Annotated in this window: 30 protein-coding genes and 1 riboswitch; of the genes, 3 read left to right on the top strand and 27 right to left on the bottom strand. The window is 35.9% G+C overall.

Annotated elements, in window-relative coordinates; genetic code table 11:
* Window positions 1-19: 19 nt before the first annotated feature.
* The 9 genes from resB to ACEWK1_RS19615 all read right to left on the bottom strand — a co-directional run bounded on the left by resB (window position 20) and on the right by ACEWK1_RS19615 (window position 7,696).
* The gene (gene resB / locus ACEWK1_RS19655) at window positions 20-1,642 is read right to left on the bottom strand and encodes a cytochrome c biogenesis protein ResB (protein WP_121662636.1); all 1,623 of its coding nucleotides are present in this window, start codon (window positions 1,640-1,642) and stop codon (window positions 20-22) included.
* A 17-nt stretch (window positions 1,643-1,659) separates the two neighbouring features.
* Window positions 1,660-2,181 (bottom strand): thiol-disulfide oxidoreductase ResA, encoded by a 522-nt coding sequence (resA, locus tag ACEWK1_RS19650; RefSeq protein WP_121662637.1) that lies wholly within the window; start codon window positions 2,179-2,181, stop codon window positions 1,660-1,662.
* 94 nt (window positions 2,182-2,275) lie between these two features.
* Complete coding sequence (gene rluB / locus ACEWK1_RS19645; protein ID WP_121662638.1) at window positions 2,276-3,007, bottom strand: 23S rRNA pseudouridine(2605) synthase RluB; 732 nt, start codon at window positions 3,005-3,007, stop codon at window positions 2,276-2,278.
* A gap of 305 nt (window positions 3,008-3,312) precedes the next feature.
* Window positions 3,313-3,843, bottom strand: coding sequence for a spore maturation protein (locus tag ACEWK1_RS19640; RefSeq protein ID WP_098797218.1), 531 nt, complete (start codon window positions 3,841-3,843; stop codon window positions 3,313-3,315).
* Between the two features lie 6 nt (window positions 3,844-3,849).
* Window positions 3,850-4,437: a nucleoside recognition domain-containing protein gene (locus tag ACEWK1_RS19635; RefSeq protein ID WP_121662639.1), complete on the bottom strand. Its 588-nt coding sequence runs from the start codon at window positions 4,435-4,437 to the stop codon at window positions 3,850-3,852.
* Window positions 4,437-5,579 (bottom strand): D-alanyl-D-alanine carboxypeptidase family protein, encoded by a 1,143-nt coding sequence (locus tag ACEWK1_RS19630; RefSeq protein ID WP_416636571.1) that lies wholly within the window; start codon window positions 5,577-5,579, stop codon window positions 4,437-4,439. Before ACEWK1_RS19630 ends, ACEWK1_RS19635 begins: the two co-directional genes overlap by 1 nt.
* Before the next feature lie 148 nt (window positions 5,580-5,727).
* Complete coding sequence (locus ACEWK1_RS19625) at window positions 5,728-6,195, bottom strand: DUF3907 family protein (protein WP_162987406.1); 468 nt, start codon at window positions 6,193-6,195, stop codon at window positions 5,728-5,730.
* A 157-nt stretch (window positions 6,196-6,352) separates the two neighbouring features.
* On the bottom strand, window positions 6,353-6,949 hold the full coding sequence (gene scpB / locus ACEWK1_RS19620) for an SMC-Scp complex subunit ScpB (protein ID WP_416636570.1): 597 nt from the start codon (window positions 6,947-6,949) through the stop codon (window positions 6,353-6,355).
* Between the two features lie 3 nt (window positions 6,950-6,952).
* On the bottom strand, window positions 6,953-7,696 hold the full coding sequence (locus ACEWK1_RS19615) for a segregation/condensation protein A (RefSeq protein WP_121662643.1): 744 nt from the start codon (window positions 7,694-7,696) through the stop codon (window positions 6,953-6,955).
* Window positions 7,697-7,928: 232 nt separating this feature from the next.
* Here ACEWK1_RS19615 and ACEWK1_RS19610 point away from each other — a divergent pair, with 232 nt between their 5' ends.
* Window positions 7,929-8,021: a YjcZ family sporulation protein gene (locus tag ACEWK1_RS19610; RefSeq protein WP_121662644.1), complete on the top strand. Its 93-nt coding sequence runs from the start codon at window positions 7,929-7,931 to the stop codon at window positions 8,019-8,021.
* A gap of 104 nt (window positions 8,022-8,125) precedes the next feature.
* Window positions 8,126-8,653 (top strand): DUF309 domain-containing protein, encoded by a 528-nt coding sequence (locus ACEWK1_RS19605; protein WP_416636574.1) that lies wholly within the window; start codon window positions 8,126-8,128, stop codon window positions 8,651-8,653.
* A gap of 35 nt (window positions 8,654-8,688) precedes the next feature.
* On the opposite strand, the gene ACEWK1_RS19600 is transcribed toward ACEWK1_RS19605, so the two are convergent.
* The 5 genes from ACEWK1_RS19600 to ACEWK1_RS19580 all read right to left on the bottom strand — a co-directional run bounded on the left by ACEWK1_RS19600 (window position 8,689) and on the right by ACEWK1_RS19580 (window position 12,468).
* On the bottom strand, window positions 8,689-9,039 hold the full coding sequence (locus tag ACEWK1_RS19600; protein ID WP_121662645.1) for a GNAT family N-acetyltransferase: 351 nt from the start codon (window positions 9,037-9,039) through the stop codon (window positions 8,689-8,691).
* Window positions 9,040-9,186: 147 nt separating this feature from the next.
* On the bottom strand, window positions 9,187-9,651 hold the full coding sequence (gene ribE, locus ACEWK1_RS19595; RefSeq protein WP_416636569.1) for a 6,7-dimethyl-8-ribityllumazine synthase: 465 nt from the start codon (window positions 9,649-9,651) through the stop codon (window positions 9,187-9,189).
* 36 nt (window positions 9,652-9,687) lie between these two features.
* Window positions 9,688-10,881: a bifunctional 3,4-dihydroxy-2-butanone-4-phosphate synthase/GTP cyclohydrolase II gene (locus ACEWK1_RS19590; protein WP_121662647.1), complete on the bottom strand. Its 1,194-nt coding sequence runs from the start codon at window positions 10,879-10,881 to the stop codon at window positions 9,688-9,690.
* Window positions 10,882-10,910: 29 nt separating this feature from the next.
* The gene (gene ribE, locus ACEWK1_RS19585) at window positions 10,911-11,558 is read right to left on the bottom strand and encodes a riboflavin synthase (protein ID WP_121662648.1); all 648 of its coding nucleotides are present in this window, start codon (window positions 11,556-11,558) and stop codon (window positions 10,911-10,913) included.
* 200 nt (window positions 11,559-11,758) lie between these two features.
* Window positions 11,759-11,905, bottom strand: a riboswitch (FMN riboswitch).
* A gap of 128 nt (window positions 11,906-12,033) precedes the next feature.
* Window positions 12,034-12,468, bottom strand: coding sequence for a peptidylprolyl isomerase (locus ACEWK1_RS19580; protein ID WP_212138407.1), 435 nt, complete (start codon window positions 12,466-12,468; stop codon window positions 12,034-12,036).
* Between the two features lie 201 nt (window positions 12,469-12,669).
* Between ACEWK1_RS19580 and ACEWK1_RS19575 the strand changes: the two genes are divergently transcribed.
* The gene (locus ACEWK1_RS19575) at window positions 12,670-13,554 is read left to right on the top strand and encodes a DUF1002 domain-containing protein (RefSeq protein ID WP_251399638.1); all 885 of its coding nucleotides are present in this window, start codon (window positions 12,670-12,672) and stop codon (window positions 13,552-13,554) included.
* Window positions 13,555-13,603: 49 nt separating this feature from the next.
* On the opposite strand, the gene lysA is transcribed toward ACEWK1_RS19575, so the two are convergent.
* The 13 genes from lysA to ACEWK1_RS19510 all read right to left on the bottom strand — a co-directional run bounded on the left by lysA (window position 13,604) and on the right by ACEWK1_RS19510 (window position 24,125).
* Entirely contained in the window at window positions 13,604-14,926 is a 1,323-nt protein-coding gene (gene lysA / locus ACEWK1_RS19570) for a diaminopimelate decarboxylase (RefSeq protein ID WP_121662650.1), read from the bottom strand.
* A 204-nt stretch (window positions 14,927-15,130) separates the two neighbouring features.
* Entirely contained in the window at window positions 15,131-16,609 is a 1,479-nt protein-coding gene (locus ACEWK1_RS19565) for a spore germination protein (RefSeq protein WP_373995104.1), read from the bottom strand.
* On the bottom strand, window positions 16,593-17,171 hold the full coding sequence (locus tag ACEWK1_RS19560; RefSeq protein ID WP_121662652.1) for a stage V sporulation protein AE: 579 nt from the start codon (window positions 17,169-17,171) through the stop codon (window positions 16,593-16,595). The genes ACEWK1_RS19565 and ACEWK1_RS19560 overlap by 17 nt, the downstream gene beginning before the upstream one ends.
* A 7-nt stretch (window positions 17,172-17,178) precedes the next feature.
* Window positions 17,179-17,529, bottom strand: coding sequence for a stage V sporulation protein AE (spoVAE, locus tag ACEWK1_RS19555; RefSeq protein ID WP_121662653.1), 351 nt, complete (start codon window positions 17,527-17,529; stop codon window positions 17,179-17,181).
* Entirely contained in the window at window positions 17,529-18,551 is a 1,023-nt protein-coding gene (gene spoVAD / locus ACEWK1_RS19550; protein WP_121662654.1) for a stage V sporulation protein AD, read from the bottom strand. The genes spoVAE and spoVAD overlap by 1 nt, the downstream gene beginning before the upstream one ends.
* Before the next feature lie 15 nt (window positions 18,552-18,566).
* Window positions 18,567-19,016 carry a stage V sporulation protein AC gene (gene spoVAC, locus ACEWK1_RS19545; protein ID WP_121662655.1) on the bottom strand — a complete coding sequence of 150 codons (450 nt, stop codon included), beginning with the start codon at window positions 19,014-19,016 and terminating at the stop codon, window positions 18,567-18,569.
* Window positions 19,017-19,029: 13 nt separating this feature from the next.
* A complete protein-coding gene (locus ACEWK1_RS19540; RefSeq protein WP_121665037.1) occupies window positions 19,030-19,452 on the bottom strand; it encodes a stage V sporulation protein AB in 423 nt (140 codons plus the stop codon).
* Complete coding sequence (locus ACEWK1_RS19535; protein ID WP_121662656.1) at window positions 19,439-20,065, bottom strand: stage V sporulation protein AA; 627 nt, start codon at window positions 20,063-20,065, stop codon at window positions 19,439-19,441. The genes ACEWK1_RS19540 and ACEWK1_RS19535 overlap by 14 nt, the downstream gene beginning before the upstream one ends.
* Before the next feature lie 187 nt (window positions 20,066-20,252).
* Window positions 20,253-21,014: an RNA polymerase sporulation sigma factor SigF gene (gene sigF, locus ACEWK1_RS19530; RefSeq protein ID WP_098797198.1), complete on the bottom strand. Its 762-nt coding sequence runs from the start codon at window positions 21,012-21,014 to the stop codon at window positions 20,253-20,255.
* 13 nt (window positions 21,015-21,027) lie between these two features.
* On the bottom strand, window positions 21,028-21,468 hold the full coding sequence (spoIIAB, locus tag ACEWK1_RS19525) for an anti-sigma F factor (protein ID WP_121662657.1): 441 nt from the start codon (window positions 21,466-21,468) through the stop codon (window positions 21,028-21,030).
* Complete coding sequence (gene spoIIAA, locus ACEWK1_RS19520; RefSeq protein ID WP_121662658.1) at window positions 21,465-21,818, bottom strand: anti-sigma F factor antagonist; 354 nt, start codon at window positions 21,816-21,818, stop codon at window positions 21,465-21,467. The genes spoIIAB and spoIIAA overlap by 4 nt, the downstream gene beginning before the upstream one ends.
* Before the next feature lie 95 nt (window positions 21,819-21,913).
* Window positions 21,914-23,077, bottom strand: a complete 1,164-nt coding sequence (locus tag ACEWK1_RS19515) for a D-alanyl-D-alanine carboxypeptidase family protein (RefSeq protein ID WP_416636568.1) — start codon at window positions 23,075-23,077, stop codon at window positions 21,914-21,916.
* 76 nt (window positions 23,078-23,153) lie between these two features.
* A complete protein-coding gene (locus ACEWK1_RS19510; protein ID WP_416636573.1) occupies window positions 23,154-24,125 on the bottom strand; it encodes an NERD domain-containing protein in 972 nt (323 codons plus the stop codon).
* Window positions 24,126-24,922: the final 797 nt, after the last annotated feature.

The raw sequence follows: 24,922 nt of genomic DNA, 5'->3' as shown, positions 1-24,922 counted from the left end.
AATTTCCCCTCCTTTAACACTATTCTTTTTCCTTCTGATCTTTAGGCATATTCAAAGCTGTATCTTCTACTAGACTTTTAAGCTCTTTAGATAGACCATACCAATTTTTATTTGTATGACCGGCAACTAAAACTTTGTCATCTTCACGCTTAATCCAGATTCGTCGGTGATTCCAATACATCCCTTGAATGACACCGATCATAAAGATCGCTCCTCCAATACCTAGTATCCAAAGTGTTAAATCTTTTCGAACAGTCAGCGCAGTCAAGTCTTTCGTTTCTATACCTTCAAATTTCATTTTAAATTTATTCTCTCCTGAAGGTTCAATTGTCTGCTGAATTGCTACAAAGCTAGACTCTCCCTCAGGAGTCTCAGGAGTAAACATTTTGAAAACAAAGGCCGGATTGTCAGGTATTCTCGTTTTCGTTGCAGGAACACCTTCTTCATCAAAATAGAAGTCTGGTAAATAAGTTGAGATTTCAACTTTATATCCATTACCTAAATCATATTCTGTTTGAGGATCTAAAAGATCTACTGTGATTTGCCCATAACTCTTTTCTGTTTCTTTATCTATTAAACTAAATGTCATTTTATTTAGTTCATTTAGTTTATAGTCCACTTGATAAAGAGAAAATGATTCAAATTTCAGCGGCTCATTTACTCTAATTTCTTCTTCCTTAACTTCTGTTAACTCAGGTGTTGCTCCGTGTACAATTTCCCCTTTTCTTTCATATAATACGACATTTGATTGGAAATTTTTCACTACACTGCCGTCACCAACACGTGTTATTGCTTCTTCAAACACTTCACTTTCTTTGTCTTTCTCGTAAACTTCCATTATAAAATCTTTGTTTTCAAGATAGTAACGACCTTCTGTACCTGGTATAACCGCTGTTTCACCTTCTCTAACCCAAAGAACCTCATCAACATACATTCCTGGAACAAAGCGAAGCATGGCACCAAATAAAAAGAGTATCAGCCCACAATGATTCACATAGGGACCCCATCTTGAAAATCGACCTTTTTCGGCTAAGATGTTTCCGTTTTCCACTCGAACACGATAGCGCTTTGAAGTTAGACGTTTCTTTAGTAATTCTACATCATATTCATTTGTCACTGTGGAAGAATAGAGCCTTTGGCGTTTCATAAATGAAGCATGTCTTGTAACCCCTTGCTTTTTTAACGCTTTGTATAAAGGAACAAAGCGGTCTAAGCTAGCTATTACTAGGGAAATCCCAATTGAAGCTACTAAGATCATATACCACCATGATCCATATAAATTGTGAAAACCTAACTCATAATAGAGCTGACCAAGAAAGCCATATTCATCTTTGTAAAACTCACTCGCTGTTACAGACGGCGGGATGTACATCTCCTGTGGAAACACAGTTCCTAACGCAGAAGCTAGTAAGGTTAAGAAGATTAACCACACGCCTACCTTTACAGAGGAAAAGAAGTTCCAAATTTTATCGACAAATGTTTTCTTATATGTTTGAGAGCGTCTTGCAGACCCTTCGTATTTCATATCCAATAGCTTTTTATCTTCTTTTTTCTCTTTTTCTCCTATTGGATTGCCACAAGATTCACATAATAGAGTTCCTTCCGGATTTGCATGACCACACTCACATGTTACCTTATTCATGCTGAAAACTCCCCGTTTTAAGGTTTTATCTGTTCCATATAATCTCTAATCATTCTTTCTGTTAACGTTCCTGAGGTAATACCGACCACGATCCCATCAGGATTAATCAAAAAGGTTGTTGGTAATGGTCCAACACCGTATGCGTTTAATACTTGGCGATCTTTGTCAAGTGGGATTGGGAAAGATAGGTCATGTTTATTTACGAAGCTCTGAACAGCAACATTTGACTCAGCAATGTTTACTGCTAACACCTCTACTCCCTGATCCTTATAATAATCATATTGGTTGTCCATATATGGCATTTCCCGCTCACAAGGCTTGCACCATGTTCCCCAGAAGTTTAAGAACACTCCTTTTCCTTTGTATTCAGAAAGCTGATGCTCGTTTCCTTCTAAATCTACTAAGACGAAATCAGGAGCTTTTGAACCAACCTTTACCTTTTCTTTACTAACAAAAAAGTTTGAATATAACGTATATCCTAATGCACCAATTAATAAAATTAATATGATAGAGCGCATAAGTAAACGGTTTTTCTTCATTTACATACTCCCCTACTATTCCAACATTCTAGGTCATTATATCACTATCCAATTACACGATATGATCAATTTTTTGAAGTTTATGTGAAAATTACTAAGCGTTTTTTCCGTGTTGTGCAAGAGCTCGAAGCTGTTTTACTTCGTGTGGAGTTAGCTCCCTAGAATCACCTGTTGCAAGTCCACTTAAATTTAAAAAGGCAAATTTTTCTCTTTTTAGTTTCATTACTTGATGACCAATCGCTTCAAGCATACGTCTTACTTGACGATTACGTCCTTCATGGATTTTTAATTCAACAATACTTGTTCCCTTCTTTTTATCAACAGACAATACTTTCACATGTGCAGGTGCCGTTTTTCCATCTTCAAGATGAATACCTCGCTCAAGCTGACGAATCTTTTCTCTTGTTGGGATCCCTTTAACTTTTGCAACATAAGATTTCTCTACTTCATATTTTGGGTGCATCAATATATTGGCAAATTCGCCATCATTTGTTAATAAAAGGACTCCAGATGTATCATAATCCAGTCTCCCAATCGGATAAATTCTCTGTTTAATGTATGGGAAAAAGTCTGTAACAACCTTTCTACCTTTATCATCTTTAACAGCTGAAATAACACCTGTTGGTTTGTAAAGAAGTAAATAAACAGGTTCCTCCCGCTCAAGTGGTATACCTTCCACTTCTACTCGGTCTTGATCCGTAACTTTAATGCCAAGCTCCTTCACAACTTTCCCGTTTACTTTTACTTTTCCTTCTAATATTAATTCCTCAGCCTTACGTCTAGAAGCTATACCAGCGTGAGCAATTACTTTTTGTAAGCGTTCCATCTCTTTCACCTCGATAACATATTACTGCTTTCTATGTATTTTCACAAGTTACGACAATTAGGATGCTCGTTTTAAGTTATTCTTTATTCCTAAATAAAAAGCCTTAGTTAACAATAACAAGCTAAAATAATAGATACATCAGTTTCAAACCTGTTCGACAAAATTTTGCTTTATCATCATACCATAATTTCTATAGTATGTAGTAATGACTCACTGAAATTTCTTATGCATCATCCATAAAAAACTTATCCTTTTTAATAGTATAAAAGAAAAGAACTTGACCTAAGTCAAGTTCCAAGTAAATGTTATGCAAATAATAATGTGACAATCACAATTGCAGCAATAATACCAACAAGATCTGCAAGCAACCCTACTTTTAATGCATCTCCCATTTTCCTAATTCCTACTGCTCCAAAATAAACCGTTAAAACATATAATGTCGTGTCGGTACTTCCTTGCATGGTTGCAGCTAACATTCCAATAAAGGAATCTGGCCCGTATGTTGCAATAATATCGGAAGTTAATCCTAGTGCAGCTGTACCTGATATCGGTCGAATAAATGCTAAAGGCACGATTTCAGCAGGTATATTTAATAGTTCCAATGCAGGCTTCATAAAATTCATAAGAAACTCTAATGCACCTGAAGCTCTAAATACGGAAATGGCAACTAACATCCCTACAAGGTAAGGTATGATCGAAAAGGAAATAGTAATTCCCTCTTTACCGCCTTCAACAAATGATTCGTACGTAGGCACTTTCTTTAAAGTACCGTAAATAAGGATAAAACCAATAATAACGGGTATAATCCATAATGAAATGACTCCTATAATCCCCATGCTCGATCACCCTTTTCTTTTTCTCCTGTAATAAAAGAATCGATCTATCATGATTGCCCCGGCAGTTGATAGAAATGTTGCAATTAAAGTTGGTCCTACTATACTGGTTGGTGACGAAGAGCCATAGGTCATCATAATGGCAATGACTGTAGTTGGAATTAAAGTTAAGCTTGAAGTATTAATTGCTAAAAAGGTTATCATAGAACGACTAGCTTTGTCAGATCCTCCATTTAATACTTTTAGCTGTTCCATCGCTTTAATACCAAGCGGTGTGGCCGCATTACCCAGTCCAAAAAGGTTCGCCATCATATTTGAGAGCATATAGCCCATAGCAGGATGGTCAGGTGGTACTTCTGGAAACAACCTTGTCACAATCGGCTTAAACAAATTACCTAGTTTTTCTAATAATCCAGCTTCTTCAGCAACCTTCATTAAACCAAGCCAAAATACCAACACACTAATGAATCCAATTGAAATAGTGACTGCCTCTTTTCCACCTTTAAAAATTGCTTCGTTTACTTCATCCATCGTTCCATTAAACATGGCAAAAACGATCCCAATAACTGTTAATAACACCCATATTAAATTAACCATTAGCTAACACCTGTTATTGCAAAAAATAGGTTTTTAAAAAGATCCCAAAATGAGCCTTTAGGTTTTTCGACCTTTCCATTATCAAAATAAATCGGGATGTCAGCTATCTCTCGCTCTTCAACTTTGACAGATAGTTTTCCTACTACATTCGGCACTTTTTCAAGGTCTTCCCATTCTTCTTGTGGTTTTTGCAATGAAATATTAATTCGAACGTTTTCTTGCTCTTCTTTTGTAAGCGGATAAAGTACATCTCGGTTTATAAACACTTTATCATCATAAAATTCATTTTCTATATCTCTAAGTGTACCTTGATGCTTTAGATTGACTAACTCATAGTTATTAAATGCATAGTTATGAAGATTCATATGATCCTTCCAATCATCCGGATCATTTAGTGTTACCACAATAGTATCCATTCCGCCCTTTGATGCAGTTGATACCAACGTTCTTTTTGCTCTAACTGTATAACCTGTTTTACCACCTGTACTATATTTATAAAGGCTAGTTAACAATTTATTTTTGTTATGCCATACTCTGTCCCATTTTTCATTAGGGTTAGGAGCTTTATGAGTTTCTGTTCCAGAAATTTCTTGATACGTATCATTTTTCATTGCATATTGAGTTAGAATGGCCATATCATATGCTGTTGAATAATGATTTTCATGATCATCAAGTCCATGGGGATTAGCAAATTCAGTATTTGTCATCCCAATTTCCTCTGCTTTTTGGTTCATCATGACAACAAACCCCTCTAGACTACCTCCTACATGTTCAGCAATAGCAACTGCTGCATCATTTCCTGAACGTAGCATCAGTCCATAAACTAAATCTTCTAGTTTAATTTTTTCACCCTTTTGTAAATATACTGATGACCCCTCAGCTCGAATGGCTTGTTCACTAACTGTAGCCATTTCATTTAGTTTTCCAGACTCTATGGCAAGAATGGCTGTCATGATTTTTGTAATACTAGCAATACGCATTTTTTTATGTGCTTGCTTTTCATAAAGAATTCTTCCAGATTCCTGCTCTATTAATATGGCAGTTTGAGCACTAACACCAACAGCAGATGTTTGCTTAGGAACGATTCCCATTAACAAAAAAATGATGATAAAACCTGCTGTCACTTTCTTAATATGCGGCATAATACATCCACGTCCCCTTACTCGTTCGTTTTGTACAAGTTTATGCACGTGGACAAAGCTTATGAATGAAATTTCGGAAAAATGAAGGCTTTCACTAATTTACAATAGTGAAAGCCTTTGTTTTTCTTATATCAATAAAAGCTCCATTTTAAAAATGTGACTGAACCCCAAAATCTATTTCTTCACGAATTGTTATAAAATCCTCTTCCAAGGAATGAATAAATCGAACAAATGAGGGAGGGGTTGTTTTTCTAAAAACGATCATGTCTGAGTCAGTATAAGAACAACGACTATTTTCATACCAGGTGTCATTTTTGGGATGGAAAAACCTTTCAATGCACTGATAATAAATTTTCTCAAATAGCTGCCTTGCATGAGAGGGTGTTATGATAGAGTTTCTTATCATTTGACGACATGCATCAAGTGCCTCCTCACAAAAAACTAACAAACCTCTTGCAGCTCTTAATAATTCAAGTAAATATGGTCTTTCCCCCTCAGCTTCATCTTCTAAAGACCGTATCGTGATTGAATTCATGTAAGTTGTCATTTTTCCAACTACATTTTCTAAAAAGAATGCCACCTTTTCTGTCTCAGCTCTAACTAATGTGTTGTCCATAGGACACATCCTCTTCCCTTCCGAGCAATATTATGAAACTGTTTATTTACCTCTTATGTCATCATTAGAATATTATTACTTTCATATAAAAAAAGACTGCTCAGTTTAAAATATTTTCCCCTTATCTAGGAAAGATATATCAAACCAGCAGTCAATATTATTTTAATTCTTCTAATGTTTCATTAAATTTTTCAAAAAATAAATCTGCTTCTTCTTGTTCAAATGCATCATCTGATTTCTCTGGAAGTGGCGGAAGTTCTTTAATTGATTTGAGACCAAAATACTCTAAAAATTCTTTTGTCGTTCCATAAAGAATTGCTCGTCCAGTTCCTTCAGCTCTTCCTACCTCTTTAATTAAAATCTTAGAAACCAGGGTTTGAATAGGTCTTTCTGTTTTCACACCGCGAACTTCCTCTATTTCTGCTCTTGTGATTGGCTGTCGATACGCCACAATAGCTAATGTTTCCAAAGCTGCTTGTGAAAGTGAAGCATTTCCTGGAGATTCAACTAATTTTTTTAAATATGTTGCATGTTCTTTTTTTGTTGTTAATTGATAATGTCCTGCTACCTCGACAAGCTCTATCCCTCGGTTTTTTTGTTTATAACTGTCAGAGAGCTCACTTAAGATATCCATAACTTCTTGTTCTTCGAGCTCCAACACCATTGCCAACTGTTTTAGGGAAAGACCCTCGTCTCCTGAAGCAAATAATAATGCTTCAACGATTGAATTCCACTCAATCACACCTAAGGCCATGTATTATTCACTCCCCATTATATAAATATCTGCAAAATTATTTTCTTGTTCGATTAAAATTAAATGCGATTTCATTAATTCTAATATAGCCAAAAAGGTAACAACTAAATGATCTTTACTGTTTGAAGGAAACAAATCACTAAAACGGCGTCTACCTGAGTGTGTACGCAAATCAGTGAGAATTTCCTCCATCCGTTTCTCAATCGGAATTTCTTGACGGGTTATTTTTGTTTGTACAGGCTTTTGAATTTTCTTTCTCCGTAGCATCTTTTGAAAAGCCCCTAACATATCATAAATGGTTACATTTAATGAGTCGATTTGCTGCTGTGAATCTGAAACATATTCACTCAAGTCACTAGGAGCCTTGGTAAAGACTTGGGAGCGACCTTCTTCAAGAGTTCTTAAATCATCTGCAGCCTCTTTATATTTCCTGTATTCAATTAGCCTTCTCATTAATTCATCACGTGGGTCTTCTTCTGGCTCTTCCCCAAATTCATCCTCAAACAGTTCTTCTTCTTGTTTGGGAAGAAGCATTCTACTCTTAATGGAAAGAAGCGTTGCAGCCATAACTAGATATTCTGACGCAATATCAAGGTGGAGCTCCTGCATCGTGTGAATATAAAGCATATATTGTTCCGTAATTTCTGAAACAGGTATATCATATATATCAATTTCTAAGCGATTTATTAAGTGAAGTAACAGATCTAAAGGACCTTCAAAAGCATCAATTTTAACATGATATTGCAAATTCTATCCCACCATTCTTACAACTAGCCACCATATAGTATAGAGCAATTTTTCGACATGTCCAATAGTTATTTCATTCGTTTCAACATAAGTTGGTAATGAACACTTAAAATGGACCATTTTTTCAGTTATTTTGATAAAAATACCCTGTTTCTAGTCATTAGCCCATACACATCAGCGGTTTGCTCATATATTACAAGTGTAATAGCTAATCATTAAGGAGGAATCAAACATGGGTGAAGCAGGTTTTAACTACGGCGGAGGATTCGCGTTAATCGTTGTATTGTTTATTTTATTAATTATCGTTGGTGCTGCTTGGTTATAATAGCAACAAGAAAGCTGCTGACAATCAGCAGCTTTTCATCTGTTTTCGTAAAAATTTATGGTAAACTACTTACACAAATTAAATATGGCGGAGGTGAAACAACTATGTATGATGCTGCATACATTGATTATCTCATTTATTTTCACTGTGAAAGAGACTATTTTGAATGTCATGAGGTGTTAGAGGAGCATTGGAAACAGGATCCACCGAAAGAAAGAAAAAAATATTGGGTGGGCTTCATTCAAATTGCTGTTTGTGCCTATCATCATAGAAGGGGAAATTTTGCAGGGGCTTTAAAAATGATTTCAAATGCAATACATATCCTTGAAAATGATTCATTAAATATCAAGAAATTAGGCTTACATAGTGAAGAGTTAATTAAGATCCTAAAGAAACGTAAACATGAAATTCTTGATCATAAACCCTATTATAGTTTTAACCTACCTATAAGAGACAATAAATTAATGAGTCTTTGCCTAAAGCGTTGTGCCGAGAAAAACCTTAGTTGGGGTGTGGAAAGCGACTTACATGATGAGTTTTTGTTACATAAACATACAAAACGTAATCGCACTGATGTTATTAAAGAAAGATTACATCAACTAAAGATTCGTAAAAATAATAGATCAAAATGAAGAAGCCGGAAATCTCCATGATTTCCGGCTTCTTTTTAACAATCCTTACACTTTTCAAAAAAAGCTTCAGTTTCGTCATTTGGAACAACTGATTTGTTTTTATAGAGGTCGATAAGTGCACTTACCATCTTTTTGCCGATACCTTGTTGTCGGTGAGAAGGATTAACTGTTATGTGTTGTACTTCCACCGTATCTTCATCTTTAAATATAACACCAATAGCACCTATAATGTCTTCATCTTGCTTCCAGAGAAACAACTGCCATTCATCTACTGTTTCATACTGTTTTATTGTTTGCTGTAATTGCTTTAAGTCTTTTTCTGCAGGCATAAAAGACAGTAAGCCCATTGCAATCTTTTCAAAACTTTTTTTAAAGCGAATTAACATAGATACCCCTCATTAACGAATTAGCTTCCTTCAAGAAAGCAAAAGTATTAAACCGATAAAAACAATACATATTTTTCCAATATTTTAAAATTACTTCTCAAAACATTATATACAGTTTTTTATCGATTTTAAACACTTTTACCAAAATTAATCAAGGGACTTTAGCAAATTACCCATTTCAATCGCTGTAACTGCTGCCTCATAACCTTTATTTCCGGCTTTTGTTCCTGCTCTTTCAATAGCTTGTTCAATCGTCTCTGTTGTTAATACTCCAAAGACAACCGGAACACCTGTAGATAAGGATGCTTGTGAAACACCTTTTGCAGCCTCATTACAAACATAATCATAATGTGTTGTAGCTCCTCTAATGACTGTTCCTAATGTAATAACACCATCGTACTTACCGGATTCAGCTAATTTTTTTGCTACTAGAGGAAGTTCAAACGCACCGGGTACCCATGCAACAGTTATATCACTTTCCTCTACACCATGTCTTTTTAAACCATCTTCAGCTCCACCTAAAAGCTTCGATGTAATAAATTCATTAAATCTTGCTACAACGATTGCTACCTTTAATCCGCTACCAATTAAATGACCCTCAAATGTATTCATATTTAATTCCTCCAATGTAATGTTATATAACCTTCGTTAAAAATGTAGGAAATGTCCTAGTTTTTCAAATTTTGTTCGCAAATACTGTTCATTTTCTTCTCTTGATGGCATTTGAATAGGTACTCTATCTTCGATAGTAAGTCCATATCCTTCTAATCCAGCAATTTTACGAGGATTATTTGTTAAAAGCTTCATTTTTTCGATACCAAGATCTTTTAAAATTTGTGCTCCAATCCCGTAATCTCTTAAATCTGGTGCAAAACCTAATTTTTCATTAGCCGCAACTGTATCATAGCCTTGTTCTTGAAGCTTGTAGGCTCTCATTTTATTAATTAATCCGATTCCTCTACCTTCCTGACGCATATACAAAAGAACCCCTTTTCCCTCTTTTTCAATTTGGGAAAGAGCTGCATGTAATTGTGGCCCACAATCACATCGGTAAGAACCGAATACGTCTCCTGTTAAGCATTCAGAGTGAACTCTTACTAGAGTAGCTTCCTCAGGGTTAATATCACCTTTTACAAAGGCCACATGTTCCTTCTCATCTAAAGAATTTGAATACCCAATCGCACGAAATGTTCCAAACTCAGTAGGTAATTCAATTTCAACCTCTCGATTAACAAGTTTTTCTCTTCGGTTTCGATATTGAATTAAATCCTTGATTGTGATAATTTTCAAATCAAACTCTTTAGCAATTGTTAGTAAATCAGGCACTCGAGCCATTGTACCATCTTCTTTAATAATTTCACATATAACTCCGCCTGGCTTTGCACCACAAAGTCGAGACAAGTCTACGGCAGCCTCTGTATGTCCCGCACGACGTAATACACCACCCTCTTTAGCTACTAATGGAAAGGTATGGCCTGGTCGTTTAAAATCAGACGGCTTTGAATCATCCTCTAATAACGCTATAACTGTATCTGCACGCTCAAATGCACTAATTCCTGTTGTATTTGTTTTATGATCAACACTAACTGTAAAGGCTGTTCCATGAGGGTCTGTGTTATGAGTAACCATAGGAGTAAGGCCTAGTTTTGTTGCTTGCTTTTCAGTAATTGGTACACATACAAGGCCCCGACCATGTTTAATCATAAAATTAATTGCTTCAGGAGTTACCCGATCAGCTAAAGAAACAAAGTCCCCTTCATTTTCTCGATCCTCATCATCTACAACAATAACGACTTTCCCTTCCCTAAGGTCTGTTATCGCTTCTTCGATAGTATGAAACATGATCATACCCCCTCTATCTAATTATCCCACTATGCAAATCCATTTTCTTTTAAAAATGATTGGCTTATTGAAGAATTTGTTTGCGTTGTTTGCTGAGTAACGAATTTCTTTATATATTTCCCAATCATATCACATTCAATGTTCACAATATCTCCTACACCTTTAGAGCCGAGAATCGTTTCTTGTAAAGTGTGCGGAATAATTGAAATAACGACCTTGTCTTTTTCTAATCCAAAGATTGTTAAGCTAATTCCATCAATTGTAATTGATCCCTTATGTATCAATGTATCTGTAAGTTCCTCCGGTAATTGAAGTTCATAATAAACAGCATTGGATACTTGTTGTTTTTTCACAATTTTCGCTATTCCATCAACATGTCCGGAAACAAAATGACCTCCAAAACGTCCATTTGCAGCCATCGCTCTTTCTAAGTTAACTGCTGAACCTTGTTTTAATTGTGCTAAAGAAGTACTTCTAACGGTTTCAGGCATAACGTCAACAGAAAAAGCTTGATCTGTATACTCTGTTACTGTTAAACACACACCATTAACAGCAATACTATCTCCTAATGCTACATCGTGTAAAATGGTCTTTGCTCCTATTGAAAAGACAATCGCATCTTTTGAACTCTTCACGCTATTAATTGTTCCAATTTCCTCAATGATTCCAGTAAACATAAAGTGTCTATTCCTCCTTTCATGAAAGTGGATCATCATATATTCGGTTACATTGCCTTACTCAATGAGTAAGGCACAAAAAAACCCAAAGTCTATAGACTTCGGGCTTTATTATTTGAAAAATTGATATTTGAATATGTCAAATAAGAGTATTAAGTTCCTTTTTTAAAACAGAATTTAATACACCGCAAAAAATTCGCGCAATTCTTCTCCCATCCAGACTTTAACTGTCGGCCCTAGAGTTTCACTAGATCCACCGTTAACAATTGTTAACGGGTCACGGACTTAGAAGATATTATACCTTCATCACCGCCGGTAGGGAATTCCACCCTGCCCCGAAGAATGTAAAACGAAATATGAAGTTATAAATTTATTTTATCCGTATAATGTGAATGTTGCAATCTTTATGTTTGATTTAAGTTGATTATGTCGATAAAAAAAGACTGTGCTCACTTAAACACAGTCTTTTAAGGCCTTATTCTTCGTACACTTTTACTTCTTTCATAACATCATTTGGTTTAATTTTGTATACTGCTTCTAAATTGTCAGTAACTTTACCAAACACTGTATGAACACCATTTAAATGTGGTTGTGGCTCATGAACGATGAAGAATTGGCTGCCGCCCGTATCTTTTCCTGCATGTGCCATTGATAATGATCCTGCTTCATGCTTATGAGGATTCCCTTGTGTTTCACATTTAATTGTGTAACCAGGTCCACCAGTACCCGTTCCATTTGGACATCCACCTTGTGCTACGAAACCTGGAATAACACGGTGAAATGTTAATCCGTTATAAAATCCTTCGTTCGCTAATTTTTCAAAATTAGCAACTGTTCCTGGCGCTTCATTTGGATATAATTCTAATCCTAGTACATCGCCATTTTCCATTGTAATTTGTGCTTTTTTCATATGTATGAAACCTCCATTAAGTATAATCCGTCTAATAGACATGAACACCTACCTATTCTACTATAATCAAAGGAGGAACGCCAAATAGATCACTTAAATTCTTATAAAAACTTCACCTTTAACGTATTGACAAATATAAAAAAGATCTATAATAGATGAAGTAGAGTTGTTTTGTTCTAAATTTGTAAGGAGGCATTAACTTTGAAAAAATATGTTTTAAGTTTCGTTGCTTTTCTAATGATTGCTTTTCCATCACTAAGTTACGCAGATGCTGTAGTTGGTGATATGATTATTACTCTTGGAGAGAATTTAACTGAACAGCAAAAACAAACGATTTTGAATGAAATGAATGCAACTGAAGAGGATCAAGTTATTACTGTTTCAAATGAGGAAGAACACAAATATTTAGGTGATTATATTCCAAAAGCAACTATTGGAACAAAGGCGATCTCTTCTACCAGTATCGTGATTGAAGAAGCAGGCTCCGGTCTTGAGGTAAAGACGAAAAACATTAACTGGGTTACTGACGAAATGTATTTAAATGCATTAATGACAGCAGGAGTAAAAGATGCTTCTATCTATGTAACGGCTCCCTTTGAAGTATCTGGTACTGCAGCTTTAACTGGTTTAATTAAGGCTTACGAAATCTCATCAGAAGAAGCTATTCCAGAAGATGTAAAACAAGTTGCCAATGAAGAGCTAGTCACAACTGCTAAGCTTGGAGATGAGGTTGGAGCAGAAAATGCGTCAGCTTTAATGGCAAAAATTAAAGATGAAATTGCTAAAAATGGTGTTCCAGAAACAGATGCAGAGCTACGTGCTCTCATTGAAAATGCTGCCAACGAACTTGGAATCACTCTATCTGAAGCAGATATTAATAGTTTAATTGAGCTATTCAATAAAATGAAGGACTTAAATATTGATTGGAATCAAGTAGGTCAGCAACTGGATCAAGCAAAAGATAAAATCTCCAATTTTCTAAACTCTGAGGAAGGTCAAACCTTTTTAAAACAACTAGAGGACTTTTTCGTTGCTCTATGGAATGCGATTATTTCCATTTTCACGAACAACGAACAAACAACTTAATATCGTCACAAAAAAAAAGAGCAGCACATTGCCTGCTCTTTTTTGATCCTTATTTTGTTACTTTAGACTTTAATGGTAAGTCATTTACAATAATATCCGCAAAGCTTTCTCTTTTAACAACTAGTTGAGATTCACCATTTTCTACAAAAACAACGGCAGGACGAGGAATTCTATTGTAATTGTTTGCCATTGAGTATCCATAAGCGCCCGTACAGAATACAGCTAAAATATCATCTGCTTTCACCTCAGGTAAAGGTAAATCCCAAATTAACATATCTCCACTTTCACAGCATTTTCCTGCAATCGACACAGGCTTATCATGTTTTTCTGTCACACGATTTGCTAATACGGCCTCATATTTTGCTTGATATAATGCTGGTCGGATGTTATCACTCATACCACCATCAATAGCCACATATTGTCTAATGTTAGGAACTGTTTTTTGAGATCCGATTGTATATAGTGTTGTACCTGCATCTCCTACAAGTGAACGGCCTGGCTCAATCCAAATTTCTGGCATACTAATGCCCATCTCACTTACTTGGGTTTTCACAGCATCTACAATCTTTTCTACATAGTATGTTGCTGGTAATGGCTCATCTTCTTCTGTATAACGAATACCAAATCCACCACCTAGATTTACTACTTCAGGGATAAACGAAAATCTTTCTTTCCATTCTTTGATTTTTTCAAAAACACGTTCTGCTGCCAAAACAAAGCCAGCTGTATCAAAGATTTGGGATCCGATATGACAATGAATTCCTAATAAATGAATAGAATTAGATTTTAGTACAGAATCAATCGCTTGCTCTACTTGACCATTTAATAAACCAAAACCAAACTTCGAATCTTCTTGACCAGTTGTAATATAGTCGTGTGTATGCGCCTCTACACCTGGTGTAACACGTAATAATACAGGCACTTTACTACCTGCTTTATCCTTCGATATTTCTTCAATTAACTCAATTTCATAGAAATTATCAACTACAATACAGCCAACTTCATGATCCAGTGCCATTTTGAGTTCTGCACGACTTTTATTGTTTCCATGAAGATGAATTCTAGAGGCAGGAAAACCTGATGCAACTGCAGTATATAACTCTCCACCCGACACAACATCTAGTGACAAACCTTCTTCTTCAATTAACTGAAACATAGCAACTGATGAAAAAGCTTTACTCGCATATGCAACTTGAGCCTTTACACCCATTTTTTCAAAAGATTCTTTAAAACTTCTAGCACGTTCTCTAATTAATGCAACATCATACACATACAAAGGTGTACCGTATTCATTTGCTAACTGAATCGTATCTACTCCGCCTATTTCTAAATGTCCTTTATCATTTATCTTACTAGTTCCATGTAAGAACAAATTGTATCCCCTCTTTCTACAGCTAGGCTCTTTTTTATCTTATAGACTATTAATTAGTAAATATATAATAGGCCTTTGTTAGGTAATTACAAGGAAAAAAGACAGTTAACACCAGCTGGTCATTAACTGTCTGTTATAAAATTTCCTGCATGAAATTAAACATACAATATCATAAAAGAGGGGTTCTTTCAATGTCACTTTACCCTATTTTGGCTGTTTTTTTACATTTTGAGGGTGCACAATGCTTGGTCGTAGCTTCGCACCTGGTACAGATGTCCTAATAATGATTTGCCACAGTGCTTTTGCATTAAATGGTAGAAATGGCCATAAGTAAGGTGTGTTTAATGAACGGATACTTGCTAGAAGAAGTACAAATAATGTACTTCCAATTACAAACCCCTCTAACTTAAAGGCTGCAACAGCAATTAATAGTATTAACCTCGCTATCTTATTTGCTAAACTAAGCTCATAACTTGGTGTTGCAAAGGCGCCAATTGCTGCTATAGCAACATACAGAATAACCTCAGGAACGAATAAACCTACATCTATCGCAATTTGTCCAATTAACGCAGCTGCAATTAAACCCATAGCAGTAGAGAGAGATGTTGGTGTGTGTATAGCTGCCATTCTTAGAAATTCTATACCAAAATCAGCAAGGAAAATTTGTACAACAATTGGTATATTTTTTTGTTCATTAGGACCTATAAAGGCAATTTCCTTTGGTAATAAAGAAGGTTCCTGAACAAATAAAAACCATAGTGGCAGTAAGAAAATGGACGCGACAATCCCTAAAAATCGAACCCATCTCAGAAAAGTACCAACAGCTGGTGCTTGACGATACTCCTCCGCATGCTGTACATGGTGAAACATTGTGGTAGGAGTAATAATGACACTTGGTGAGGTATCAACAAGAATCAATACATGTCCTTCCAGCAAATGATTTGCGGCAACATCCGCTCTTTCCGTATATCTTACTAGGGGATAAGGATTAAATCCTTGGTGTACCAAAAATTCTTCCACTGTTTTGTCCGCCATCGTAATACCGTCAATTTCAATTGCTTCTAGTTCCTGTTTAATTGTCTTGACTAATTCAGGATTGGCAACGTCCTTTACATATGCAACACAAACATCTGTCTTTGAACGTTCTCCAATCTGCATAATTTCATAGCGAAGGCGTTCATCTCTTATCCTTCTTCTAATTAACCCTGTGTTTACAATGATGTTTTCTACAAATCCATCTCTTGCACCACGGACAATTTTTTCAGTATCAGGCTCCTGTGGTTGTCTACCAGGATAGCTTCTTACATCTGCAGCAAGTGCATAGTCAATGCCTTCGATAAAAAATAAAATAAGGCCGGCTAAAAGTTGGTCAACTGCATCATCTAATGATTTAACTTTAGAAACGGATTGGTTTACAATTCGATTTTCTAAGATTTCCTTAAACTTTATATGATCTACTTCATCATCACTTATTGATGTTATCTTTTTTAAAATCTCTGTAATGTATTTTGTATCACATAGACCATTTAAAAAATACATATTTACTTGAAAATCTAGAATTTGGAGCTTACGAATTCCAATATCAAATGTCGTATTTAAACCGGCATGTTCAATAAAGAACTTTTCATTCTCAGCAAGGTTTCCAGATATCGGATATTTTTTTTCCTTAGTGTCCGTTGCCACGATATCCGCTCCTTTCTAATATTAATTCCACTGCCTTTAAAGTGATTGGGCACCCGTTTTTCACACTATCCTTCCGCGCCATTTTTCCTATGTCGCCAATCCCAACAATAATAGGAACATTTAACTGATCTAAACAGTACACGGTGTCCCCGCTTATTCTTCCAAGTTCAAGATCTTTTAGTCCACTTTTGTCAACACCGTACTCTGTTAATTCACCGAATCGATCAATACTTACGTCAACCCGTGTCCATTCCGTCTGGTGTGTTTTAGATGCAACAGCAATAATACCAAGCACTTCTATGTTAGGATGCTCCGCAACATATTTTAAAGCTACCTCTCCAGCTCCTTCTCCTAATAAACCACAGTCGTCAAACATGACAAATACAGGGTCATTTTTGGCCTGGAGAATAAGCTGAACAATTTGTGCCCCACTTAAGGTCGATGGATTTCCCTGTGTTTGTGAAATTGTTCTACCACCTATTTCAGATGCTACATATTCAATTGTTCGTGCAGCATACTCATCTCCATCTGTAACAAGAATGACCCTTCGTTTATTTGTCAATGTTTACCTATCCTTTCGGTTTAAAGATAAGTGCCATAATAAATGCGAATAGAATTGCCGCTGATATACCTGCAGATGTTAACTCAAAAATTCCGATTCCGATTCCAATAAAACCATGTTCTTTTGCTTGTTCCATAGCTCCATGAAGGAGTGAATGCCCAAAGCTGGTAATCGGTACAGTTGCCCCTGCCCCGGCAAATTCTATGAACTTGTCATAAACCCCAAAGCCATCTAGAATTGCACCCGTTACAACAAATGTACTCATTACATGAGCTGGAGTAAGCTTTACAAAATCTAATAGAAGTTGTCCAACTACACAAATGGCACCACCTACAACAAATGCCCATAGATACTCCATTAGTTGCTCACTCCTTTATCGGCTCTTTCAAATACGACTCCGTGTGCTATTGTTGGAATTGATTCTTTTTGTTGAATCATCGTTGGGCTTAATAATGCACCAGTTGCTACAACAAATACACGATTTAAATTTCCTTTTTTAAGCTCTTCAAAAATGTGACTGTATGTGACTACAGCTGAGCAACCACACCCACTTCCACCAGCAAATACTTTCTGATCAGGTCGGTATACCATTAATCCGCAATCATTATGTTTATTATGAACATCATATCCTTCTTCTTTTAGAAGCTCTTTAACAATAGGACTACCTACACCAGATAAATCGCCTGTAAGAAATAAATCATAATCATCAGGAGTACGGTTTAAATCCTTTAAATGCTGAGCAATTGTTTCTGCAGCTGCCGGTGCCATTGCCGAGCCCATATCAAAAGGATCTTTAATGCCAAGGTCAGCAACCTTACCTATCGTTGCAGCAGTAATTTTTATATTACTAACTTCTTTACTTATTAAAACAGCCCCGGATCCTGTTACTGTAAAGGTAGCTGTATCTGGTTTTTGTCCCCCATACTCAGTTGGATAACGAAACTGTCTTTCAGCGGTTGCATTATGACTACTCGTTGCAGCAATAACATTACTTGCAAAACCTCCATCAACTAAAGCAGAACCTAACGCAACGGTCTCCATTGACGTTGAACATGCTCCGAACATACATAAAAATGGAAGACTTAAATGTCTTGCAACATAATTTGAAGTTACATTTTGATTGAGTAAATCCCCAGCTAAAAATAAATCAACATCATCTGTCGTTTTATTTCCTTTTTTAAGACATTGTTCAATTGCTTGCTCCATTAATCTTCTTTCTGCTAATTCCCAATTATCTTCACCACAATGAAGCTCTTTATGTTTGATATCGAAACCTTTTCCTAGAGGTCCGTCCGCTTCCTTTGGACCAACAGCAGTTCCACTTGAGTGAACAAATAATGGATTTTCAAATTGCCATGTTTGTTTTCCAGTTAGTTTCAAAATATCCACCTCACCTTAGAAAGATAAACCGTAAAAATAGCGAATGATTCCAACAATGTAAGCTGCTACAACACCGAAAACGATCACGCTTCCTGCAAGTTTAAACATGTTAGTTGCTACCCCTAGAACAATTCCTTCACTTCTATGCTCAATTGCAGCACTTGTCATGGAATTTGCGAAACCTGTTATAGGAACGGCCGAGCCCGCTCCAGCAAATTGTCCCAGCTTGTCATATATACCGAATCCCGTCAACAAAGCAGATATTAAAATTAGTGTACCCGCTGTTGGATTTCCAGCATCCTTTTGAGAAAAGTCAAATACATTCATATAGAAATTTTGAATCGCTTGTCCACATAGGCAAATAAACCCACCAACTAGGAATGCTTTCAAGCAATTTAGAAGATATGGTGGTTTAGGCTGATAATTTTTTATTTGATTTTTATAATCTTCTTTCATCTTCGCCATGTTATTACCCTCCTTAATGATTTACAAAATAGACCCAATGAAAAAGTGATCCAGCAATTTTTCCAAATACAATTGCCATTAATAAAATGACAATCTTTTCTCCTAAGCCAATTCTTTTTGCTAAAATAGGAAAAACATTCAAAACCTCTGTTAAAGCTGCTGCTAACATTCCAATAAATACCCCGCATAAAAGTCCAATTGGAATCAACCATAGCTCAGATTGAAATAGGGTAGTATCCCTTAAACTAATCCATCCCGTTATAACAGTTCCTAAAATAATTGCCCCTTCATAGACATGAATGTACTGGTATGTCTTTGTAAGCTGTGTTAATCTTGGGATGATTCCAAGTACTGCTAAGAATGCAACATACCCCGAACCAACAACAAGCCCGCCAGATAAACCAATAATGATAAGAATAATACTATTTAGAATCATCATTATTTCCGTTTATATTCTCTTTATTTTCATTCATGGCAACATATTGATCCAGGTCCAGTTGATAATTAAAGATCTCTACTTCTAAGGGGCTTGGTTCTTCATTAATTCTTTTCTTAAACAAATGATTAAAAAACAAGACCATTCCTAAACCTAAACCAAGCGAATAAGGAATTTGTAAAATTAATGGATGTGCATTTTCTTTTCCTGTGACAATTTTATAAATCCGTTGATGAACAGCTCGCATGCTTACATCTTCATGAAAGTTCATAATTGCAAGACCTGCTCCGATAAAAAGCAGGAGCCAGACTAGACAAAATAAAAGTGGAGAAAGCTTCTTTTTTTGGTACATAATTTCCACTATCGTTTGAGTAGCTCCAATTGCCTGTACGTCTATTTGGCGGTCATATTTATGTATTTCTCTTAAAACATGCATAACATCAATGACCACCATATTTTTATCACTTAGTTGAATTTTGTGAATAACAATTTTATTTAGTTTTTCGGTCAACTCCTTATCGCCGACAACTAGTGCAATTTTATCAATTGTAATGACATCGTTAGGATGTACTTGAATGCGGTGACGAAGTCTAATGTATACCGTCTTTTCCATCAAGAGTCACTTCCTAATGATTGTTTTTAGTTCATCCATTTAAATTTATTGATTGTTATATGTAGTATGCATTGCCTTATTTTAATCATGCAGATCTGTCTATAAGTCCAACAATTACCATTGTTGGTTTCAGAAAATTCCAAATAAAAAAGAGGAAAACATTGTTTAATCAATGTCTTCCTCTTTTTTAAACTTGATTCATTTTATCTTTCATTTGCTGCAATATTTTCTTTTCTAACCTTGATACTTGAACTTGAGAAATTCCTAGTCGATCAGCCACCTCAGATTGGGTTTGATCCTTATAATAACGTAAAAAGACGATAAGCCTCTCACGTTCATCTAAGTCTCGTATTGCATCCTTTAAAACCAATTTATCAAACCATTTTGTTTCTGTATTATCTGCAATCTGATCTAACAAGGTAATAGGATCTCCATCATTTTCGTAAACTGTTTCATGTATCGAAGAAGGTGCCCTTACCGCTTCCTGAGCTAGCACAACGTCCTCAGGTGATATATCCAAGTGGTTTGCAATTTCTGCAACTGTCGGTACCTTCCCCAACGTTTTTGACAATTCATCTCGTGCTCGTCGTATTTTATTTCCTAATTCCTTCAATGAACGGCTTACTTTAACCGTTCCATCATCGCGGATAAATCGTTGAATTTCCCCAATAATCATTGGCACAGCATAGGTAGAAAATCTTACATCATATGATAAATCAAATTTATCAACAGATTTCAATAACCCAATACTTCCAATTTGGAACAAGTCATCAGGTTCATACCCACGATTCAAAAATCGTTGAACTACAGACCAAACTAGACGCATGTTTTTTTGAATAATTAAATCACGTGCCTCTTGATCTCCTTCTTGACTACGACGAATTAATTCCTTCACTTCATGGTCTTTTAACTGTGTATTTGATTGATCGTTCTTGACCTCCACATCCATAGCAAGTCTCCCTTTAATTGCATAAAGCTTTACTTTTCGATAAGTGTTTTGTCAATCTAACAGTAGTTCCTCTTGTTTCTGATGACTCGACTGTAATTTCATCCATAAAGTTTTCCATAATGGTAAAGCCCATTCCTGATCTTTCAAGTTCAGGCTTCGTTGTATAAAGAGGTTGTCTTGCCTCTTCAATATCAGCAATACCTATTCCTTCATCACGGATTGTTAATTGAACAATTCCATCTTCTAACGTAACAGAAATGTAAACAATCCCACTTGGATCATTATCATATCCATGAATGATGGCGTTAGTAACAGCCTCTGAGACAACTGTCTTAATCTCAGTTAACTCATCCATTGTTGGATCCAGTTGAGCAATAAAAGACGCAACCGTTACCCTTGCAAATGATTCATTCTGACTAAGCGCTGAAAATTGAAGGTTCATTTCATTTCTCATGATGCCACCCCCAACGTTTGTAACGCTTTATGCTCGTCTTCTTCTAATCGAATAATCTTAAATAAACCAGACATATCAAATAATCGTTTGACTGCAGGTGAAATTGCACAAACAACCATCTCTCCACCTGAAGCCTTAATTTGTTTGTATCTACCAAGAATTACGCCCAAACCTGAGCTATCCATAAATGATAAATTCTCTAAATTTAATACAATATGCTGGATCGGATTTGCTGCAAGAGTTTCCGTCACCTTCGTACGTAATTCTTCTGCTGCATGATGATCAAGCTCACCTGAGAGTCGTATACAAAGTACTGCTTCTTTTACATCAAGTTCAATCGCTAGACTCAAGGTTTTACCCCTCCTTAATTTCTGGATAAGAGTCAATTCTTGATTGAACTTTTAATTTCCTGCCTGATGACAAAACTAGTTATATTTCGTCAACATTAGCTAGACTTTGTAAAATTACCCATTACTCGCTTAAATAACGTCCACCAGCCGGCCTCATCAATATCTTTCTCCGCTACTAGTTCACTTTCAGCAATAACTTTACCATCTTTCACTAGTTGAAGAGCCCCAAGCTCATCGCCTTTTTTTACCGGAGCTTTAATGTCTTTTTTCATCACTATTTCCTGCTCTACATCATCTACCTTTTCACCCTTTTTCGTTAGAACTGAAATTGGTTCTGATGTCATCACATTCACTTCTTTTTCGCTACCTTTACTAACTTTCGTTTTTGTCAGTACATGATCTTTTTCAAACAAAGGATGTGTTTGATACTGACTAAATGCATAATCTAACATCTTCGTCACTTGTGCATTTCGATCTTTAGGTGTATCTGCACCAAATACCACCGCAATGACACGCATATTATCTTTTTTAGCTGTTGCTGTTAAGCAATATTTCGCTTCATTCGTAAACCCAGTTTTTACTCCATCGACTCCCGGATAAAACTTAACAAGTCGATTGGTATTAACAAGCCAAAACTTTTTATCAGTACCTTCACGTAAATAATCCTCATACTTACCTGTGAAATTTGTAATCTCTTCGTATTTTAATAGTTCCTTTGCCATTAAGGCCATATCATGAGCAGAACTATAATGATCAGCTTCTGGTAAGCCTGTTGGATTTTTGAAGTGTGTATTTTTTAGTCCCAACTCTTCAGCTTTTTTGTTCATCATATTGACAAATTCATCTACTGAACCCGCAATTTTTTCCGCCATCGCGACCGATGCATCATTACCAGATCCAATAGCAATTCCTTTTAACATTTGTTCAACAGTCATTTCCTCTCCTGGCTCTAGGAAAATTTGAGAGCCCCCCATTGAAGCAGCATATTCACTTGTGCGAACTTTTTCATCCCAGGTAATTTGCTCCTTATCCAGTGACTCCATAATAAGAAGCATGGTCATAATCTTTGTCATACTTGCAGGGGGCAGTTTTTCATCACTGTTTTTATCGTAAAGGATCGTTCCTGTATCTCGTTCGATTAAAACAGCTGATTTTGCTTTATCTGCTAGTTCAGCAGTCGTAGATTCATTGGCAAGTGCCATTGGTGTTACAGAAAGAAGCATTGTTATAAGTGTTAAACACGAAATTATCCGTTTCATTTCATAAGCCCTCCATTCTTTATACATTCCATTTTTTCCAGTAGGAGGGAAATTATACTAGGATTGGTAGGTTTTTTTATTTAGGTTGGTATAGAGTGATATGATACTTTCTGTCACATGTAGTACCAGATGTTTCGAAGGTTAATGATGATAGAAGTTTGTAGGAGGTAGTACTTGATGAAAGATTGGCGAAGTTTCTAAATTGCTTGTTTGTCATGTAAGTACATATAAGTAGGTAATAATCATTTATTGTTTGAAGGTGGGCAGTTTTAGAAGTCTTTGCACAGATTGTACATTTCCACTTCCCGCCTGCTCTTATCATAGATAAAGTGTTACAACCTTCACAAAACACCCCTGATAAAATATCATTTACGTTAATATTAAATTCGTTAAGAATATTTAAAACTGGTTGTGTATGTAGGTTTAAGATGATATTTGATAGCTGACTCAGTTGTCTCTTATTTTGTTTTTTTCTATGATTGTGTATCTCATTTAACCTCTCGATTTCAAATACTATATTTGAACTTTTAATAATTGACGGTGTGTTCCTTTTTTCTTCACCTGTTACTTTTATAATCGTATTCGCATTAGTTATTACAACACATGTCTCTATTGCAAAATCAGGGAGTTTCTTCGAGTTCAACCAATTCTTCAGCTGATATTCTTGATGTTTCACCTGACTGATAGGATCTTGAAACCCATCTACTTTCCCATTCACCTCTCTTATTAGCTGGTTATGCTTTTGATCAAAAGTAAGTGTACCTGAAATGTTTTTAGATTCGATAATAAGAATAAAACGAGGAGCTATGATTAGCACATCTATTTGAAAGTAGTAAGTTTCACCTTTTAATCTAATATCATGGAAAATATAGTAATCCTCCCCTAGAAAGCTTAAGTAGTAATCTAATGATTTTTCTCCTTTGTATCCAACCATCCTTTTAGAATACTCATTTTCAATTAAAACTCTTTTTGGATGGTCACTCGGGATTCTCCTTAATAATGCTTCTAGCGTTTGAATTCTAATCGTTATTTGTTTTTCTTTAACCATGACCACTTTTAATCACTCCCTTATCTTTTATAAAGTAATTCAATGACAATAGTCGTAATACCTCTAAAATTGTTAAAATCGAATTTTTAGCAAGTACATTATTTTTTTGAAAATGTATCACCATTGGTAATGATATTTTCGGTTTATGGAAAAATTTTATAAATGAAGATTGAAGGGGCTTTGACTTTTATAGTTGGTGTGGTTTTCTTATTCTAACTCAAGTTCTTTTTACATGGTTTGGTCATTTTTATGCTTGGTCACGTCATTCTTCCGATTTATCACGTCGTTTTTCCTTTGGATCAAGTCATTTTCACCTGCTGTCACGTCGTTTCCTCTTAGTCAGGTCATTTTCCTACTCGGTCACGTCATTCTTCCGATTTATCACGTCGATTTCCCTTTGAGTCAAGTCACTTTCGCCTGCTGTCACGCCGTTTCCTCTTAGTCAGGTCATTTTCCTACTCGGTCACGTCATTCTTCCGATTTATCACGTCGTTTTTCCTTTGGGTCAAGTCATTTTCGCCTGCTGTCACGTTGTTTCCTCTTAGTCAGGTCATTTTCCGGCTTGGTCACGTCATTCTTCCGATTTTTCACGTCGTTCTTCCTTTGAGTCAAGTCACTTTCGCCTGATGTTGCGTCGTTTCCTCTTAGTAAGGTCATTTTCCTACTTGGTCACGTCATTCTTCCGATTTTTCACGTCGTTTTTCCTTTGGATCAAGTCCTTTTCGCCTGCTGTCACGTTGTTTCCTCTTAGTCAGGTCATTTTCCGGCTTGGTCACGTCATTCTTCCGATTTTTCAC

The sequence above is a fragment of the Metabacillus sp. YM-086 genome (assembly GCF_048059995.1).
GTDB lineage: Bacteria > Bacillota > Bacilli > Bacillales > Bacillaceae > Metabacillus > Metabacillus litoralis_B.
Note: the sequence above shows the minus strand (reverse complement) of the source record. Positions and strands in the feature narration are given on the sequence as shown.

What these genes read in the sequence shown, in the direction of transcription:
- spoIIAB (WP_121662657.1), bottom strand. Translation starts at nt 21,468, where the DNA reads ATGAGAAATGAAATGAACCTTCAATTTTCAGCGCTTAGTCAGAATGAA.
- ACEWK1_RS19590 (WP_121662647.1), bottom strand. Translation starts at nt 10,881, where the DNA reads ATGTTTCATACTATCGAAGAAGCGATAACAGACCTTAGGGAAGGGAAA.
- ACEWK1_RS19635 (WP_121662639.1), bottom strand. Translation starts at nt 4,437, where the DNA reads ATGGTTAATTTAATATGGGTGTTATTAACAGTTATTGGGATCGTTTTT.
- ACEWK1_RS19610 (WP_121662644.1), top strand. Translation starts at nt 7,929, where the DNA reads ATGGGTGAAGCAGGTTTTAACTACGGCGGAGGATTCGCGTTAATCGTT.
- spoVAC (WP_121662655.1), bottom strand. Translation starts at nt 19,016, where the DNA reads ATGGCGAAGATGAAAGAAGATTATAAAAATCAAATAAAAAATTATCAG.
- ACEWK1_RS19510 (WP_416636573.1), bottom strand. Translation starts at nt 24,125, where the DNA reads ATGGTTAAAGAAAAACAAATAACGATTAGAATTCAAACGCTAGAAGCA.
- ACEWK1_RS19540 (WP_121665037.1), bottom strand. Translation starts at nt 19,452, where the DNA reads ATGATTCTAAATAGTATTATTCTTATCATTATTGGTTTATCTGGCGGG.
- ACEWK1_RS19630 (WP_416636571.1), bottom strand. Translation starts at nt 5,579, where the DNA reads ATGCCGCATATTAAGAAAGTGACAGCAGGTTTTATCATCATTTTTTTG.
- ACEWK1_RS19605 (WP_416636574.1), top strand. Translation starts at nt 8,126, where the DNA reads ATGTATGATGCTGCATACATTGATTATCTCATTTATTTTCACTGTGAA.
- ACEWK1_RS19535 (WP_121662656.1), bottom strand. Translation starts at nt 20,065, where the DNA reads ATGGAAAAGACGGTATACATTAGACTTCGTCACCGCATTCAAGTACAT.
- resA (WP_121662637.1), bottom strand. Translation starts at nt 2,181, where the DNA reads ATGAAGAAAAACCGTTTACTTATGCGCTCTATCATATTAATTTTATTA.
- ACEWK1_RS19580 (WP_212138407.1), bottom strand. Translation starts at nt 12,468, where the DNA reads ATGAAAAAAGCACAAATTACAATGGAAAATGGCGATGTACTAGGATTA.
- rluB (WP_121662638.1), bottom strand. Translation starts at nt 3,007, where the DNA reads ATGGAACGCTTACAAAAAGTAATTGCTCACGCTGGTATAGCTTCTAGA.
- sigF (WP_098797198.1), bottom strand. Translation starts at nt 21,014, where the DNA reads ATGGATGTGGAGGTCAAGAACGATCAATCAAATACACAGTTAAAAGAC.
- ACEWK1_RS19625 (WP_162987406.1), bottom strand. Translation starts at nt 6,195, where the DNA reads ATGGACAACACATTAGTTAGAGCTGAGACAGAAAAGGTGGCATTCTTT.
- ribE (WP_121662648.1), bottom strand. Translation starts at nt 11,558, where the DNA reads ATGTTTACTGGAATCATTGAGGAAATTGGAACAATTAATAGCGTGAAG.
- ACEWK1_RS19600 (WP_121662645.1), bottom strand. Translation starts at nt 9,039, where the DNA reads ATGTTAATTCGCTTTAAAAAAAGTTTTGAAAAGATTGCAATGGGCTTA.
- ribE (WP_416636569.1), bottom strand. Translation starts at nt 9,651, where the DNA reads ATGAATACATTTGAGGGTCATTTAATTGGTAGCGGATTAAAGGTAGCA.
- spoVAE (WP_121662653.1), bottom strand. Translation starts at nt 17,529, where the DNA reads ATGGAGTATCTATGGGCATTTGTTGTAGGTGGTGCCATTTGTGTAGTT.
- ACEWK1_RS19515 (WP_416636568.1), bottom strand. Translation starts at nt 23,077, where the DNA reads ATGAAACGGATAATTTCGTGTTTAACACTTATAACAATGCTTCTTTCT.
- resB (WP_121662636.1), bottom strand. Translation starts at nt 1,642, where the DNA reads ATGAATAAGGTAACATGTGAGTGTGGTCATGCAAATCCGGAAGGAACT.
- scpB (WP_416636570.1), bottom strand. Translation starts at nt 6,949, where the DNA reads ATGGCCTTAGGTGTGATTGAGTGGAATTCAATCGTTGAAGCATTATTA.
- ACEWK1_RS19640 (WP_098797218.1), bottom strand. Translation starts at nt 3,843, where the DNA reads ATGGGGATTATAGGAGTCATTTCATTATGGATTATACCCGTTATTATT.